Genomic DNA, 17,700 nt, shown 5'->3' on the forward strand with positions numbered 1-17,700 from the left:
AAAATAAGCCGTTCATTAATTTGAACGGCTTTTTTTATGATCAGATAGAAAAACAAGCTTATCCCAAAACTTCTCTCATTTTATTTCCAATTTCAGCTGGCGATTTCACTACGTGAATTCCTGCAGCTTCAAGTGCCTTCATTTTTTCTGCAGCGGTTCCTTTTCCACCTGCAATAATGGCACCGGCATGTCCCATACGTTTACCCGCTGGGGCTGTTTGGCCGGCAATAAATGCAACCACTGGTTTTTTCACGTGTTCGGCAATATAAGCAGCAGCAGTTTCTTCATCCGAACCACCAATTTCACCAATAAGAACGATGGCTTCCGTATCCGGGTCCTCATTCAATAGTTTAACCGCATCAATATGTTTGGTGCCGATAATTGGGTCGCCACCAATACCGATAGCTGTAGATTGACCAAAACCGGCATTACCTAGCTGATGAACCGCCTCATAGGTAAGGGTTCCCGAACGTGATATAATACCGATCTTACCCGGTTTGTGAATAAAACCCGGCATAATTCCGATTTTTGCGACACCCGGGGTAATGACACCCGGACAGTTAGGACCGATAAGAGTTGTCTTAGGGCGTTTTTTAAGGAATTCGTGAACCTTAATCATATCCAGTGTCGGAATACCCTCGGTGATACATACCACAAGCTCTATACCTGCATCAGCAGCTTCCATAACCGCATCGGCTGCGAAAGCAGGTGGAACGAAGATAACCGAAGCATTGGCTCCTGTTTTTGCAACCGCATCTTTCACAGTATCAAATACAGGAACTTGATCCATAAATTTTTGTCCACCTTTACCTGGTGTTACACCGGCAACCACATTGGTCCCATATTCTATCATTTGTTGGGTATGAAATCCCCCTTCAGAACCAGTAATTCCCTGAACGACTAGTTTTGTATCTTTATTGACTAATACACTCATTGTCTTGATTGTTTTAATTGTGATTGGTCATGATGTTTGACCTTTTTCAAATACTTATTTACTTACAGTTTGTCCCAATGTGGCAACCACTTTCTCTGCAGAATCTTTAAGCTCAGTAGCGGCAATAATATTCATGCCTGATTCTTCAAGAAGTTTTTTACCTTCTTCAGCATTGGTTCCTTGTAAACGAACAACAATCGGAACTTTAGTATTGATATTTTTGATGGCTTGAATAACGCCATTGGCAACACGATCGCATCGAACGATACCGCCAAAAATATTGATTAAAACAGCCTTTACATTTTTATCTGAAAGAATTATGCGGAAACCTTGTTCTACAGTTTCAGCAGATGCCGATCCTCCTACATCAAGGAAGTTGGCGGGTTCACCTCCGGTTAATTTAATGATATCCATAGTTCCCATAGCCAAACCGGCACCATTAACCATACAGCCAATGTTTCCATCCAGTTTGATATAGTTAAGACCTGATTTTCCAGCCTCAATTTCCAAAGGTTCTTCCTCATCAAGATCGCGAAGAGGCACAATGTTTTTTTGACGATACAGGGCATTATTGTCAAAATCAGCCTTAGCGTCCAATGCCAAAACATCACCTTCTTCAGTTACAACAAGAGGATTGATCTCGAAGAGAGAGGCATCCGTACCCATATAGGCATCGTACAGAGCTAAGAAAAATGTGACTGCATTTTTAAAAGCCGTTCCGGTCAAACCTAATGAAAAGGCCATCTCTCTGGCTTGGAAAGCTTGTAAACCCACTGAAGCATCAACCCCTACTTTCATAATTTTTTCAGGCGTTTCTTCAGCAACTTTTTCAATTTCCATTCCCCCCTCGGTTGATACCATAAAGGTGACTTTTGATGAGGCACGATCAAGAACAATACCCGCATAATATTCATGCTTGATATTCGAAGCGGCTTCGATCCAAACTTTTTTCACCAAGCGACCTTCTGGTCCAGTTTGATGTGTAATTAGGGTCATTCCCAAAATATCGCTGGCATATTGGCTCACGTCTTTTGCTGTAGGGGCAAACTTAACGCCACCACCTTTACCTCGGCCTCCGGCATGAATTTGTGCTTTAACTACAACAGGTAATCCAATTTCCTGAGCAGCTTGTTCTGCTTCTTTTACTGTGGAAGCAATTTTCCCTTTGGGAACAGGTACACCATAAGATCTTAAGATCTCCTTGGCTTGGTATTCATGAATCTTCATGGGCTAAAAATTATTTTGGCTTAGTTAGATTAACTTGTTTAAAACAATTTATGTTTGCTTAAAACAAGTCTTGTTTTTTTAACGAACCTAAATATATAAATAACTGAATGAATATAAAAAGAAGAGAAGTCTTTTTTCGGACTTCTTTGTCTTTTTATTTAAAAAAGCTTGATTTATAATCAGTTTGAGTATCTATACTTTTTTTATTAAAAATTAAGAGCTGTGGTTTGCTTATTTTTTCAATATCTTAGTGAACAATTTAATATTTATTTATCAGATTTTAAAACATGGAAAATTTAGAAACAGCCGCATCGGAGAATAAAAACGAATTGGTGTTGGAAATTCAAGCTGAAGCGTATTTGCGTGAAACCAGAAAGTGGACGAAGTTCTTCGCGATATTAGGTTTCATTTTTATGGGACTAGGACTTTTGGGGTCTTTGGGTTTATTTGCAGCCTCAAGTATGATGAGTGCTTACACGCCATTTCCTATGGGTGCTATGGGCGTTTTTTATTTATTATTGATTGGGCTTTATTTTTTCCCTATTTATTATTTGCTTCAGTTTTCGAACAAGGCAAAGGAAGCATTAATGTCACGTCGTTCACAGGCGCTTACCGAGGCGATGGGTTACATCAAATCGCATTATAAATTTGTGGGTATCATGACCATTGTGATGTTGGCTTTATACCCAATCATTATTATTGGAGCTGTGATCTTTAGAACAAGCCAGGGTTTCTAATTCAAACACCTCATCATATTAAAAGCTCCCTTTCTGCCTATGTGGAAAGGGAGCTTTTGTTGTCTGATAAGCCCCATTGATTCGCTTTATACATCCAATTTACAAAATTATGAGATACTGGCCCAATTTTTTTCAACTTGCATCCGTTTGGCCTCTTCTGATTATCTGTTCGTTTTGTGTGTCAGGTTATGATTAAGACTTATAGATTGAACTGTATTGAGAGCCTCATTAAGAAAGTGAGACCTTTAAACAAATATGTGAATACAAAAAGAGAGCACCCATCAGGATGCTCTCTTTTGTTTTTATCTAATTTGAAAAAGGATTAAAGCTTGAAGGCTTCTTTTACTTTGTCAACATAGTCTAGTTTTTCCCAAGTGAATAGTTCTACTTCCATTTCTTTATCTTCGAAATAAGGTGAATGGAATTTCTTCACTATTGTGCGAGGAGTACGTCCCATGTGGCCGTAGGCAGCAGTTTCTTCGTAAATTGGGTTACGCAATTTCAAACGCTGTTCGATAGCAGCAGGACGAAGGTCGAAAATTTCGGCAATTTTATCTGCAATTTCACCTTTGCTCATGTCAACATTACACTTGCCATAAGTACCCACGTAGATACCCACAGGCTCAGCCACACCAATGGCATACGAAAGCTGTACCAACATTTCGTCAGCCACACCGGCAGCAACCATATTTTTTGCAATATGACGGGCAGCATAAGCAGCCGAACGGTCTACCTTAGAAGGGTCTTTACCTGAGAAAGCACCACCACCATGAGCACCTTTTCCTCCATAAGTGTCAACAATAATCTTACGACCGGTAAGACCTGTATCGCCATGAGGACCACCAATTACGAATTTACCGGTTGGGTTCACATGAAGAATAAAGTTATCATCGAAGAAAGCCTGGACACGTGCCGGTAACATTTTAATCACACGAGGGATTAGGATGTTGCGAACATCGTTTTTAATCTTAGCCAACATGCTCTCATCATCAGGACCAAAATCGTCGTGTTGAGTTGAAACCACAATGGTATGAACTCTCTCGATGGTATCATCATCAGCATACTGGATGGTAACCTGTGATTTTGAATCGGGACGCAAGTAGGTCATTTCTTTCCCTTCGCGGCGAATTTCAGCCAATTCCATCAATAAGCGGTGAGATAATTCAAGTGACAATGGCATATAGTCGTCCGTCTCTTTTGTAGCATAGCCAAACATCATCCCCTGATCACCCGCTCCCTGATTCATTGGATCTTCACGATCGACACCACGGTTGATATCATCTGATTGCTCGTGGATAGCCGTTAACACACCACATGATGTGCCGTCGAACTGGTACTCGCTTTTGGTATAACCAATACGGTTGATCACCTGACGAGCGACTTCCTGAGTATCGATATAAGTTTTTGTTTTTACTTCCCCTGCTAAAACAACTTGTCCGGTAGTTACCATTGTTTCGCAAGCCACTTTCGAGTTTGGATCGAAAGCTAAAAATTTGTCCAATAAAGCATCTGAAATTTGATCAGATACCTTATCCGGATGTCCCTCTGAAACAGATTCAGATGTAAATAAATATCCCATAACATTTTAATGTTTAGAGTACCTCGAGTGTCTTAAGCTAAAATGCCTGAAGCAGGAATCACTTTGCAATAAGTCGATTATAAAGTACTACTTATAAATAAAATATACGGGAAAGCATTGGTTGTACAATGTACAGAAAATGAAATAGGGTAAGTATTACTCTTTTTAGCATTTTTTTCTGTGGTCGCAAGCAGCCAAATCTTTCCACTTAATTCGATGCAAAGGAAAGCAAAGTTTTGGAAACAAACAAGCCTATATTTGCTGCTTCTCCTTAAGAATATAAAGCACTTAGGTTAAAAAAGACTAAAATCTCTTTATATTCGAATGGTTTGTTGAAAATGATCTCAAGATTTCTTTTTCTTTTCGCTCAAGCCCGCTAGGCTTTTGCTTTTTTATTAGCAATTTATTTCTCCTCCTTAATTTTGAGGAAGGGTGGCGAGCTTTGCTCGTTGGGGAGGTGATTATTTGGAGTTAGCTCAATCATTTGGGCTAAAAGTTAAACCACCTCGCCCTCTCCCGAATTCTCGTGATCAGGCACTCCTCCTTAGAAAGGAGGAGAAATTGAATACACTGTGAGCTCAGTGGTTTGATCGAATAAGAACTTATTTGTTATCGAGTCAGCTCATGGAATATAGATTCCAAATTACGTTCCTGAGATTTCATTTCCAATAGCACCAAGTTGTTGCTAACAGCCATTTGAAAGATTTGCTCACGCACATCGCTGGTAGCCGATATTTGGTAGCGGTTATTGGCCAAAGCTTCGACCTGAGTAATGCCTGCAATAGTTTTAAATTGCGCGTTAGAAACAGGGCTGGTAAACTGCAGGTCGAATATATAGGATTCTTTTATGCTGTGCATATTGTTTGAAGTCTGATCGGCGACCAGTTTCCCTTTGTTTATTATTAGTACACGTTCGCATATGGCTTCAACCTCTTGCATGATGTGGGTTGAAAGCATCACAGTTTTTTCTTTTCCAATATTCTGAATCAATTGGCGAACTTCAACCAGTTGGTTGGGATCGAGTCCTGTTGTGGGCTCATCCAGAATCAGAACTTTGGGATCGTGAATAAGTGCCTGAGCCAGCCCAACGCGTTGTCGATAACCTTTTGACAGGGCACCAATTTTTTTCTTTTGTTCCAAACCCAAACCTGTGAGCTCAATCATTTCATCAACTCGCTTTTTTTTATTTTTCCCCAATTTGTAGATCCCTGCAACATACTCCAAATATTCTTTCACGTACAGATCCAGATAAAGCGGATTGTGTTCGGGCAGATAACCAATTTGTTTGCGTATTTCCAAAGAATGGGTCATCACATTCAAACCATTGACAAAGACATCTCCGGAACTTTGTGGCAGAAAGCCTGTGATGATTTTCATCATGGTTGATTTACCAGCACCATTGGGGCCAAGGAAACCGACAACTTCGGCATCTGAAATTTCAAAACTCAAAGCATCTAAAGCTTTTTGTTTGCCATAGAATTTACTGACTTCCTTAACTTGTATCGACATGGGCTTTTTATTTCTTGCTGAAAATGATTTGATTTTGGGATTTTGTCAAAGATTAAGGCTGACAGTCAATCCCGGAGCGTTCGAAATTCAAATTTAAGAATTTATAGCTTACATTTGTACATCAAATAGAATCAGACTAAGATTTATCAATTTCAAATAGACTACAGCTTTGTAGCCGTTCGGATAGACTTTGCTCTTAAGAATTAAAGTTAAGCTGATTATAATATGAAGTCCATGACAATTTCGAAACTCAATACATTCTGTAAAGATTTATTTAACTATTCACGACGTTTATCTTCTGAAACTCAAATTGGAAAAACGCCGCTGGGGGCAGAATATTCTATTCGTATCCAGTCGATGACGAATACCGACACCAATGATATAAAGGCCAGTGTGGAACAAGCCATCAGAATGATTGAGTCGGGGGCTGAATATGTGAGATTGACGACGCAGGGTAAAAAAGAGGCTGAAAATCTTAAATTTATTAAAGCTGAGTTATTGGAAAGGGGATATGAAACACCTTTGGTTGCTGATATCCATTTTAATCCTGTAGCAGCGACTATTGCGGCTCAGTATGTAGATAAGATACGCGTAAATCCTGGAAATTTTGTTGATAAAAGAGCTGATCTGGACGGTTCTGAATACAGTGAAGAAATGTATCAGGAGGGCTTGAAGAAAATTCGCAACAAGTTTATTCCTTTGATTGCTATCTGTAAAGAGCACAAAACGGCTATTCGCATCGGAACCAACCATGGTTCACTTTCAGATCGAATTATGAGTCGTTATGGCGATACCCCGCGTGGGATGGTTGAAGCGACCCTTGAGTTTCTTCGTATCTGCAAGGAGGAACGCTTTAATGATGTGGCCATTTCTATCAAATCGAGCAATACAGTGATGATGGTAAAAACGGTTCGTTTGCTGGTAAGTGAAATGAATAAGGAAGATCTTTATTATCCTTTGCATTTAGGCGTAACCGAGGCTGGTGAAGGTGAAGATGGGCGGATTAAATCGGCTGTGGGTACAGGTGCTTTACTAAACGATGGTTTGGGTGACACCATTCGAATTTCCTTAACCGAAGATCCGGAGATTGAATCTCCTGTTGGAAAGAAGATGGTGGACTATGTTTTGGAAAAAGAAGGCCATTGTCCCATTGAATCTCCCTCGTATAGCCAGATTAATCTGTGTGATTTTTACAAACGATCAACTGTGGAAGTCGACAATATTGGCGGACGTAAACCGGCTGTAGTTATTGCTGATTTTAGCTTAGAAAGGCATTTTAATAGTGATTTCCCGGAACAGGTTGGTTACAGGATGGATGCTGAAAGTTTGGAATGGGAGAAGGGCGATTTGGCTGCTGATTTTATCTATATCAATGGTTTTGATCCTTCAATCAGAGATTTTCCTAAGGAACTGGGTTTGATTGTTGATTCGGTATGTTGGGAAGATGCGTTTCAGTATTCAGTAAAGGTTCAGCCTTTATTCTCAGCAGAGGTTTTTCTTCACGACGATTTGAGTTCTTTTAAATCGGATATTCATTTTATCAACTGTTCTTATTCTGATCTTACAGAAGAATTTATTAATAAGCTACAAGCGAACTCTAAGGCCGTCTTGATTTGCCAATCAAATCATCAGAATGCTTTTGCTGAGCAGCGTGCTTTTGTTTTTAAACTGATTCAGTTCAATTGCAAAACACCTGTTGTTTTTCATCGATTATTCAATGAAAATGAACTGGAAGACCTTCAGTTAAAATCAGCCTGTGACTTGGGAGCCTTGTTTATTGATGGCTTAGGGAATGGTATTTGTTTAAACAATACCGGGAATATTTCTCGTGAAGAAGTCAATGCTACTGCTTTTGGTATTTTACAGGCCGCTCGTGTGCGGACATCTAAAACCGAATTTATTTCCTGCCCGGGATGTGGTCGAACCTTGTTTAAATTGCAAGATGTGGTTAGCGAGGTTAAGAAGAAATTTGCTCACTTATCCCATCTTAAAATTGGTGTGATGGGTTGCATTGTGAATGGTCCCGGTGAAATGGGCGATGTGGACTATGGCTATGTGGGCGCAGGTGCTGGAAGAGTATCACTCTACAAGTCTCAGGAACTGATCAAAAAGAATATTTTGAGCGAAGATGCCATTGAGGAGCTGATTCAGATTATTAAAGAAAATGGCGATTGGAAGGATGCTAAATAGTTATATGTGAATAAGTTTTTTTGAAAGAGGCATTCATTTATCTAATTTTCTTATCTTGAATTGATTATTAAAGTTAAAATTTAAGGAGCCTGTGCTCTCTTTCTTTACTTGTTATTTCATCCCAGTAAAACAGGATTTATGAATTTCAGATTAGTAGTTGTTCTTTTTCTATTTATTTCTAGTATTGCCTCGTCTCAGGAACTCAAAATTCAAGGTGTCTATACGGGATCGAATGTTTATATTATGAATCCTTTTGCTCAAACGGAAGATGCCTTTACGATTGAATCGATTTCTATTAATGGGAAGCCCTATTCAGAGGCAATTCAATCAAGTGCTTTTGAAGTTGATTTGGCTCATATGGGGTTTAAGCTGGGGGAGGATCTTCGATTTTTTATCAAGTATAAAGATTCGATTGTTCCTTCAATCATAAATATGGAAGCCATACAGGCAGTGAGTTCTTTCGAAATGAAGAAGGCCTATGTCGATAAAGATCAATTTCTAAATTGGAGTTGTTCAAATGAAATAGGGTCTTTAACTTTCTTTGTGCAGCAGTATCGATGGAATAAATGGTTGACTGTTGGGCAATTAAGAGGAGTTGGGACAGATGGTCTTAACTTTTATAGGATAAAAGTTCCGGTTCATTCCGGTCAAAATATGTTTCGAGTTTACCAGATTGATCACAGTGAGAAGATGAGGTATTCGGATACCATTCAATTTCATTCTGGAATTCAGCCAGTTTATTTGGTGAAAAAGACAGTGACATCGAAGCTGAATTTTTCAGCTCCGACTCAATTTGAGATCTTCGATACTTTTGGGAACCTTATTTATGACGGTTTTGGCAAAGAAGTCCGTTTTGATGATTTAATTCCAGGGAAGTATTACGTGAATTACGATAACACCATTGGGGACTTTATCAAAGAATAAGATTGGTTTAATTACAAGTAAACAGATCTAAGACACTTTCTCCATTTTCAAGATCGAGATGATGCGCAATCATGCCAACAGCCTTAGCAGCTTCAATATTTGGGTACATATCATCGATAAACAGGGTTTCTCCGGCTTTGAGTTTTTCGGTTTTTAAAAGTTCTTGATAGATGTTCATATCAGGTTTCCTAAGCCCCATATCATGAGAATAATAGTCCTTTTCAAAACAGTCAGCTAAGTCAACACCATGTGTTTCTTTGATTTGTTTGGTGTAGTATTCCCAATGAATCCGATTCGTATTGCTGAGTAAATAGACTTTATGTGTTTTTTTAAGTTCCTGGAGAAGGGCGAGTCGTTCGTAAGGGAAGTCAAGCAACATGGCATTCCAGGCCTGATCTATTTGCTGGTCGCTTACTTTAGCATCGATATACTGACGAATTTCATCACGAAAAGCCTGAGGGCTGAGAAGTCCTTTTTCGAGACGATCAAACAAACCATTTTCGCGATATTCATATTGAATCCTTTCAGGATCATTTAAACCAATCGCTTTAAATTGATTGACAGAATTTTCGGGATTTATATTGAGAAGAACTCCGCCCAAATCGAAGATTATATTGGGAATTGATGAAAAATTTGGCATTTTTTTTTCTAAATATTGTTGAATTATTCAATGCAAATATGTAACATTGCAGTCCGAAAACAAAGGTAATAAAATACTTTTATCGAAAAGTTTTTCGAGGGCCTATAGCTCAGCTGGTTAGAGCACCTGACTCATAATCAGGGGGTCCCTGGTTCAAGCCCAGGTGGGCCCACCCCCAATAGAAGCCGTTACACAATGTGTAGCGGCTTTTTTATTGTCAATTTTGTTTTAAAATGAGGGAATTAAAAAAGAGAACGTTCCTGATAGAACATTCTCTTTTTGTAAATAAATATTTTCCTTGTATTTATCTGAAACTAAAAGCCAGACCTCCTGTAATTGTGTTGTATTCCTGCATTGTATAATCAGCAAATATTTTGAAGAAGCCCAGGTTTAAGCGAGTTCCAATGGTTGCTCTCACACCACTGGCATCAAAATCAACAGATACAGGATCTGTTACAGTTTCGGAAACGACAGTTGTTCCGGAGTTGGTATCTGTATATTCAAGCGTGTAAGTTCCTTTTATATCGACATCCATTTTAGCTGTGTTGTAGCCAAGGGCCGCGTAAAATTCAATCAATTTCAGATTGACTGAAGCAATAGCCTGAAAGGTTAAAGCCTTGGTTGAAAATTCCATTACCTGACCAGATCCCTCAAAGGTTGATTCATCTTGGATATCATATTCTGAGGTGAGATTGGTGAATGCGACCAAGGCTGAAATATCAAAAGGTGTTTTGTCCATCTTCAGCAGTTTGGTAAAACTTTTCTGAATACCAATACCAAATAGACCAACATCCAGATCAGAGGTTCCAATCTTGGGCAAGTATCTTATTTTTAAATCAGCATCAATAACCGGAATTCCAAGGCCGACTTGAAGGGTTGCCGAAGGTACGGCATTCATAGGCAAATCATTTCCAATTCCATCGGGGATATTAAATTCGGCCAAATTATAAGAACCATTTTCTGTTTCAATTTGGGCTTGAAGCACGGTCGTGTTTTTTCCTCCCATTAAGGTTTGGATTTCATTTGGACCACTTTTTACAGTTAGATTCTTGTAATCGGAAGCAACAAAATTAAAAACCTCATCTTTTCCGGGAACTTTGGCAAGGTTCGCAACCAGTGTGATGTCAAAACCAAATTTTTTATGCGTTCTGGCTGTGCTGTACCATCCGTTATTTAACCCATACATAAAACCTTTGGAAACGGGGTTCACATAGTTCTCTGTTAGTTTTGAAGCATCTTCAGTTCCGGCTAAAAGAAATTGTTCAATGTCCTGAGACTTTCCCAGAAATGGAATCAATAAGAAAAGCAGTAGAATAATTTTTTTCATAGGGGTATGATTTAGTGTGAATGTTCAATGAATAGCTAGTAATTGGTTATAAAACGAACTTTTCTCAAGGTAAAAGAAAAAATGAATGTAGCCAAATCATTTTTTTTGATAATACGCTTAGGGGAAGTGTTGGAGATTTTATCCGCCTTAGGCGGATATGAGGGATCACTGGTAAAAGTTGGGTCAAAGTGATTAAATATATTTTAGGATTATCTTTTAAATTTTTCGCTCAAGCCGCTAGGCTTCTACTTCTACTCATATAATAATATCACATTAAGGAATTCATGATTTTCAATTCTCCTTATATGAGAAAAGTAGACAACCCCGAAGGGTTCATGAGCACTAGAAATTACATTTGCGAATAAAAGAATCAAGTCAGCCTGATCCTTGTTTTCTCTAAGTGGAAAAAAATTAGCACGCCTCACGGCAGGCTGACAAGGCCCGCCCAAAACATTTTCATAAAAAATGATTGAAATTGTGAGCCGTTTTTTTTTTTTGTTTCTGGCCTTGGCAACGCAAGTGGGGACCCATAGGTGAAAAAGGCGTTAAAAACAGAATGCTGTTTGAGTGAGGTACGAACGAGTTCAGTCTGTTTAGACTTTGAACCGTGATGGGTCACTGAGTGCCAAAGCCATTGATTTTTGTTACTTTTCATCAAGGAAAAGTAAATAAAGAGAAAAAGTGGTTCGTATCACAGATTTAAGATTTTTTCTGTTTATGCCTTCCAAAATTATTACTTGGAATTAGAAAGACCCAACTTTTACTAGTGATCCGTAAACTGTATACATATCAGAAATTAAGATACAAAAAAAGCTCCTAACTTTCGTTAAGAGCTTTTCTCGAGTAGCGGGGACCAGACTCGAACTGATGACCTTTGGGTTATGAGCCCAACGAGCTACCAACTGCTCCACCCCGCAATATACTTTCAATAAGGTAATTTCGACGAAAACGAATCCCCGAAAGGACTCTCTATGTAGCGGGGACCAGACTCGAACTGATGACCTTTGGGTTATGAGCCCAACGAGCTACCAACTGCTCCACCCCGCAATATATTTTCAATATGTTTTCGTCGAAAGATGAAATCCCGAAGGATTTCTAAGTAGCGGGGACCAGACTCGAACTGATGACCTTTGGGTTATGAGCCCAACGAGCTACCAACTGCTCCACCCCGCAATATATCTTTAGATTGGTATCTTTCTTATTTGCGATTGCAAAGATACGCCCTTTTTAAACTAAAGCAAGGTAATCCTTACTTTTTTTTGAGAATATCAAGATCTTCTGTGTATCGATCGTGTCATGTTTATGCAGTTTGTTGATGAATTTGTGTTTTAAAATGGAGCCTCATTTGTCAAATAATCACAGAGTTGAGAGTCGGTAATTATTCGTTGCGGAGATTTGAATAGTGATTTTATCATCCTTGTTTTAAAGCAATATTTTTTTTTAGAAATAGGCTCTCAATTCCATACTTCCCACATGAATAGCTGAATTTCCTTCGGATTGTCTTCCCCGGTAGTTGATATTCATCTGAAAAGTTTTAGATAGTTGTTGTTGGTAATTTAAGCTCCAAGTCATGTTATTTCCGGGCAGAAAACCTTCGAGCATCTCGTATGCAATTGAACTGTTATTATCACTATTGTATTTTAGACTTAGATAATGCACCGAAGCATTTAAGTTTTTTTTATTTCCAGGTGAAAGTTGGGCATCTAGACCAAAATCGTGAGATTTGAGTTTTTCGATATTGAGCTTATTCTCTTTGTTTTTGAAAAGATACTCAAATCCTAATTGAAAGTTTCGTCCCAGCTGATATTTGAGTTTTAACTCATTTTTTAAAATGTCTAATTTGAAATCTTTACTTGAAAATACCTCGCTGCTTCGCGTTTTATGACCTATATCGGCTCTGTTACTGATTTGCCAATTTTGTTTTCTCCAGACCAGGCGCAAGCTGTTTTGCGAGAGTTTATTCTTCTCAAAACCATTATTCAGAAGAAGCTTGCCGGCATTATTTAAATAGATGTAATCGTAGCTGGTATTCGATTTGTTAGGATGAAACGAAAGCGTATTTTGAAGCGAAGAAGTTTGGTTGATAATACTATTCTTGTTTTCTGACGAAGAAAACGGATTTCCGTAAAGGTTAAAATCTTTATCCGTACTCTTTTTTGCAATCCGATAAGAAAAGCGATTGTTAAATGCTGAAGCAAATCGAAGGAACCAGGATTGACCTTTTAAGCGTTTAAGTTGAATATTTAAACTTTGTCGGTATTCACTGGTATACACTTTTCTGTATTGGGTTGTGATGTTGGAAATTCGAATGTAATTGGCTTCATCTTTAAAGCTTGCAATTTCAAATTCGTTGATTTCTTTTATTTCATTTTTATTGTAATCAGTCCATTTGTAGACACCCTGTCCGGCGTTAACTTCAAGGTAGGAATAGATGCGATCAGCTTCCAAACCAGATCCTAGTTCATAATAAGTGGATGTTTGGATGAGTCCTTTCAAAATTCTTGAGCGATGTTCCAGTTTGCCTAAGAAATTCTCTTCGGGTTTTTCCTGACTAATATCTTGATTTAAAATACGAAGTTTGCGATAATTACTGCCCAGCTTTAATTGATTCTTTTTGTTTTTTTTCAGCCAAAGGCTGAAACCAATATCTTCAGATTCACTTTGCGAACTGAGTTTATTTTCCCAAGGCAACAAATCTTTGCGATATTGGTAATAGGTTTCAAATTGATTTAGGCTGGTTTCAGTGCTTTTTATATAGGCTTTGTAAGTTTTGTTTGCAAAACTGTTCGAGAGTAATTGGTGATCGTTTTTGCTCTTCCACTGATTATGCTCACTATGCTGTTCCATACCAATTTTAAAGACGTTTAGTCTATAAGTTGTATGGATATTATTTCGGAAAAATTCGGTTTGAATTTGGTCTTCCTGGCTTGTCATTAGGTTGGCATCCCAGTTGAATTCAAAATGTTTTTTCTTATAGCCAGCCACGGCATTATGACGCAGCCCTTTGTATTGCGACGCCTGTTTAAGAAGGCTTATGTCGTAGCTCAGAAGACTCGATTTATTTTGGTATGCATTTTTAATTTCGACAAAATGTTCTTCTCCTTTTTCTGATTCTTTCCGGATATTCCAGTCCCTGTTAAATTCAGGTGATTTAAATTTCTCAACTTCCTCGAAATTCTGACCTAAATAATTGTAGATGAGAGATGAATTCAGGAATTGATTACTATCTCTTTGAAAGAATTTTTGATGGGTTTCGAAATTGAAGGCTAAAGCTTTGTTGTTTTGATCGTCAGTAGAGGAATAGGTATTGATATCTTTATTGCTAAAAGCCAATTCGAACTGACTGTTGGCGCGATCAGAATGCCTGAATTGACCACCAAAGCTAATGAGTTGATGTTTTTCCGGAGCAATCATCTGAGAATTTAGCGAAAAGTCACCCTGAGGTTCGGAGTTGATTGGAGCAACCCATTCATAAACTCGCCCATTGGCAGAAGACTCAATCTGTCTGTAGTTTCCCTTTTTATCTCCCACATATGAGAAGCGTATCTTGTAAATAGCCTCCTCCGGTTGAGTTGAATAAACGTAGGTTTCGTAGTCTATCCCTTCAACTTGCTGAGTCTCTTTTTTATATAAAACCAAATCATTGGTAAATTCAACAATCTGAATTTGCTGTGTAATGGCATTTTGTAAATTGTCTCCAACCTGGCTTAACAGAAGTTTTTGTTCGTCGCTCAGGTTCTGACTAAGGGTATTGTTTTTATTATCCTGTTCGTTGTAGAAGTTGAATTGAAAACAGGCTTTTTTACCTCTAATTTCGGTGCTGTTGTAGATTAAATATCGCGAATAATTTTCTTCGGAATATTCAAATTCAGCAATAATTCGCGCGTTTCTGTTTATGGGTTGACTGGTGTTAAAGCTCAGTTCGGCAGTATTGTAATTGATGGTGTAATCCTCATTTTCGCCACGTGACAGTAGTTTGCCATCCTTGTAAATTTTCTCCGATCCGGCCAAAACAATAATATAGGTTTCATTATTGGCGCCAGATAATCGGTAAGGTCCCTGGTTGCCCTCAAGGCCTTGAATTTCCATTCGGTTGAATTTTCCTTTGGTTATTGAGGCACTGACTTGTGTGTGAACTTTCCTTTTCTTTCCATTCGAAACCATTCCCTGGTATTGTCCGCCTTGGACCTTTTTTTTAAATCTGAGAAAATGTGATGTTTTTGAATTTTCAATTTGATAATCTCCCAGTGTAAGTTCGTGTTCGTCGTTGAACAGTTTAATGAAGATGCGGTCGAAGTCCTGAATTTGCTGAGTGTTTCCATCGGGCTGGATGGGGATATTATCATCAGTAATAGCCGCCAGTATGTTGACATTCTCACTGAGTTTTCCTGATAATTGCAGGTTCAGATTCGAATTGCTAACCACATCCTGATTGTTTCCCAATGATAAGCCACGGGTATAACTTCCTTGTTTGTTGAGTTGAGAACTGAATTCATCGGTTGTATTTAAATGATTTTGCGATAAGGTGTACCGTCTGGTTTGCAGCACATCTGGTTTATTAATTTCATTTAAATGATGTTTGTATAAAACCTGATTCACCTTGTAATTAAACACTCTGTACGTAATTTGGGCCTGGTTTCCTTTTGCTTTCAATTTGGTCGTGGGAATAAAAATGCCTTTAGCAAGATTCAGCTTATAATAGGAGCTGTCAAGCAATTCCTCATTCACCCTTAGTCTGATTGTTGCTGGTAGAATTAAAAGTGAGTCCAGTTGAATGCTGTCTTTGGTGAGATCAATTTCCTTGTTTCTGATATTGCTTGAGTCCTGTGCATAGTTGACTGTGCACAGAATGATTAAAAAGCAAAAGATCAGAGTTCGTTTCAATGGTGTGCTGTTAGGGGATTAAAGGCGTAATTGTAATATTTAGGTTTTGAGTTTTGTTTAATATACGAATTTGGGGATAATTTTTTTAGAGAAGACAGAGGGATATTAAAAATGTTTAGTTTTGTAGGGTGAGATATGTTTTTTCTTCATATTAAATCACATTTATCTTTATTTGTCTATTTAATAAGATTTCGTTTTACTTCTAAAACGACTTTTCTGATTCTAAATTGCTCGACACATGATTCTGTTTTATAATCTGTCCATCTTTTTTTATACTCTATTGGTGCGTTTTGCATCTCTGTTCAACCCTAAGGCAAAGCAATGGCTTGATGGGCGTAAATCTATTCTCGCGAAGATTGAAGCAGCAGTAAAAGGTGAGTCGAACCTGGTTTGGTTTCATTCGGCATCCTTGGGTGAGTTCGAGCAAGGGCGTCCTGTTATCGAAGCGTTCAAAAAAAAACACCCGGATTATAAAATTGTATTGACTTTCTTTTCGCCTTCAGGTTATGAGATTCGAAAGAATTATGGGGACGTCGATTTTGTGTTTTATTTACCTGTAGATACCAAGCGAAATGCAAAAGCTTTTATTCGATTGATCAATCCGAAGATGGTTTTCTTTATCAAGTATGAATTTTGGTACCACTATTTGAATGAGCTGAGAAAAAATGAGGTGCCAACCTATATTTTTTCAACCATATTCCGTCCCAAGCAGATATTCTTTAAACCTTATGGAGGGCTCTACAGAAAAATATTGAATGCATTTACGCATTTCTTTGTTCAGAATCAGGAATCTATCGATTTGTTAAAAGGGATTGGATTCGAGAATGTAAGCTTAGCAGGTGATACGCGTTTCGATCGTGTTTATTCCATTGCAAAGCAGGCCACAGTTTTGCCTCAACTTGAAGATTTCGCGCAGGGTCGCCCCGTAATGATTGCCGGAAGTACCTGGCCTAAGGATGAAGAGCATATCATTAAGTATATCAATGCCTCAAAGACCGATTACAAATATATTATTGCCGCTCACGAGGTTGATGAGAATCACATCTCAAACATTGTAAGTGCTATTGAGAAGCCATACGTGCGATTTACGAATGCGACCAAAGCAGAGATTGATGCGGCTGAAGTTTTGGTTGTGGATTGTATAGGCGTTTTATCGTCATTGTATCGCTATGGCGATATTTCTTATATCGGTGGCGGATTTGGCCGAGGCATCCACAATACGCTCGAAGCGGCCTGTTATGGTATGCCCGTTATATTTGGCCCAAATTACCACAAATTTAAAGAAGCTAAAGATCTAATTGCACTGGGTGGCGCTCACTCATATGAAAACTATGAAGAGTTAAATAGCCTGTTCGATTTTTATCATGATGATGTGGATGCTCGAAAAAAATCCGGTGCATCGTCCAAAAATTACGTTGATGAAATGAGAGGTGCGACAGACAAAATTCTTTACACAATAAAGTTTTAGTTTAAGCAAAATGCATCGGCATTCACACTTTCAGTTCTTTAGCTAATCCATACTACATTATATTTTATTTTCAATAGGTTTTTCATCTGTAAAGAGCCTCAAACGCTCTATTTTCAGCATGTTTGGATTGTATGTTAATATCTAGATATTTCTTTTTTGGAAAACTTTATCAATTTCCTCAATCTGTATATAATTGGTTTTTAACAAATTAACAGTTTGTTGTGGATAACTTTAATCGTTTTTTTTATTTTAGTATTGTTGGTTTAAAAAACGATAACTAA

The 17,700-nt window shown here is 38.2% G+C and carries 11 protein-coding genes and 4 tRNA genes; 5 read left to right on the plus strand and 10 right to left on the minus strand.

All coding sequences use genetic code 11. The features are described 5' to 3' along the window. Positions 1-58: 58 nt before the first annotated feature. Positions 59-934: a succinate--CoA ligase subunit alpha gene (gene sucD, locus EO244_RS10900; protein ID WP_129254711.1), complete on the minus strand. Its 876-nt coding sequence runs from the start codon at positions 932-934 to the stop codon at positions 59-61. A 54-nt stretch (positions 935-988) separates the two neighbouring features. Then, complete coding sequence (sucC, locus tag EO244_RS10905) at positions 989-2,161, minus strand: ADP-forming succinate--CoA ligase subunit beta (RefSeq protein ID WP_129254712.1); 1,173 nt, start codon at positions 2,159-2,161, stop codon at positions 989-991. 287 nt (positions 2,162-2,448) lie between these two features. On the opposite strand from sucC, the gene EO244_RS10910 reads away from it, so the two are divergent. Further along, on the plus strand, positions 2,449-2,898 hold the full coding sequence (locus EO244_RS10910; protein WP_129254713.1) for a hypothetical protein: 450 nt from the start codon (positions 2,449-2,451) through the stop codon (positions 2,896-2,898). A gap of 322 nt (positions 2,899-3,220) precedes the next feature. Here the strand turns inward: EO244_RS10910 and metK are convergent, their stop codons facing one another. After that, positions 3,221-4,477, minus strand: a complete 1,257-nt coding sequence (gene metK / locus EO244_RS10915; protein ID WP_129254714.1) for a methionine adenosyltransferase — start codon at positions 4,475-4,477, stop codon at positions 3,221-3,223. A gap of 609 nt (positions 4,478-5,086) precedes the next feature. Continuing rightward, the gene (gldA, locus tag EO244_RS10920; protein ID WP_129254715.1) at positions 5,087-5,986 is read right to left on the minus strand and encodes a gliding motility-associated ABC transporter ATP-binding subunit GldA; all 900 of its coding nucleotides are present in this window, start codon (positions 5,984-5,986) and stop codon (positions 5,087-5,089) included. Between the two features lie 225 nt (positions 5,987-6,211). On the opposite strand from gldA, the gene ispG reads away from it, so the two are divergent. Both ispG and EO244_RS10930 read left to right on the plus strand, forming a co-directional pair. Then, positions 6,212-8,176, plus strand: coding sequence for a (E)-4-hydroxy-3-methylbut-2-enyl-diphosphate synthase (gene ispG / locus EO244_RS10925; protein WP_241687972.1), 1,965 nt, complete (start codon positions 6,212-6,214; stop codon positions 8,174-8,176). A gap of 138 nt (positions 8,177-8,314) precedes the next feature. Continuing rightward, positions 8,315-9,100 carry a hypothetical protein gene (locus tag EO244_RS10930; protein WP_129254716.1) on the plus strand — a complete coding sequence of 262 codons (786 nt, stop codon included), beginning with the start codon at positions 8,315-8,317 and terminating at the stop codon, positions 9,098-9,100. Between the two features lie 7 nt (positions 9,101-9,107). On the opposite strand, the gene EO244_RS10935 is transcribed toward EO244_RS10930, so the two are convergent. After that, complete coding sequence (locus EO244_RS10935) at positions 9,108-9,740, minus strand: HAD family hydrolase (RefSeq protein ID WP_129254717.1); 633 nt, start codon at positions 9,738-9,740, stop codon at positions 9,108-9,110. 98 nt (positions 9,741-9,838) lie between these two features. On the opposite strand from EO244_RS10935, the gene EO244_RS10940 reads away from it, so the two are divergent. After that, a tRNA-Ile gene (locus EO244_RS10940) sits at positions 9,839-9,912 on the plus strand. 132 nt (positions 9,913-10,044) lie between these two features. Here the strand turns inward: EO244_RS10940 and EO244_RS10945 are convergent. The 5 genes from EO244_RS10945 to EO244_RS10965 all read right to left on the minus strand — a co-directional run bounded on the left by EO244_RS10945 (position 10,045) and on the right by EO244_RS10965 (position 15,951). Next, on the minus strand, positions 10,045-11,067 hold the full coding sequence (locus tag EO244_RS10945; RefSeq protein WP_129254718.1) for a DUF6588 family protein: 1,023 nt from the start codon (positions 11,065-11,067) through the stop codon (positions 10,045-10,047). An 844-nt stretch (positions 11,068-11,911) separates the two neighbouring features. Beyond that, positions 11,912-11,984 (minus strand) — tRNA-Met (locus EO244_RS10950). A 57-nt stretch (positions 11,985-12,041) separates the two neighbouring features. Beyond that, positions 12,042-12,114 (minus strand) — tRNA-Met (locus EO244_RS10955). A 53-nt stretch (positions 12,115-12,167) separates the two neighbouring features. Next, positions 12,168-12,240: transfer RNA gene (locus tag EO244_RS10960), tRNA-Met, on the minus strand. A gap of 267 nt (positions 12,241-12,507) precedes the next feature. After that, positions 12,508-15,951 carry a hypothetical protein gene (locus tag EO244_RS10965; protein ID WP_129254719.1) on the minus strand — a complete coding sequence of 1,148 codons (3,444 nt, stop codon included), beginning with the start codon at positions 15,949-15,951 and terminating at the stop codon, positions 12,508-12,510. Between the two features lie 238 nt (positions 15,952-16,189). Between EO244_RS10965 and EO244_RS10970 the strand changes: the two genes are divergently transcribed. Further along, positions 16,190-17,419: a 3-deoxy-D-manno-octulosonic acid transferase gene (locus EO244_RS10970; protein WP_129254720.1), complete on the plus strand. Its 1,230-nt coding sequence runs from the start codon at positions 16,190-16,192 to the stop codon at positions 17,417-17,419. Positions 17,420-17,700 lie beyond the last annotated feature (281 nt).

This window comes from Ancylomarina salipaludis (genome assembly GCF_004122035.1).
GTDB classification, from domain to species: domain Bacteria; phylum Bacteroidota; class Bacteroidia; order Bacteroidales; family Marinifilaceae; genus Ancylomarina; species Ancylomarina salipaludis.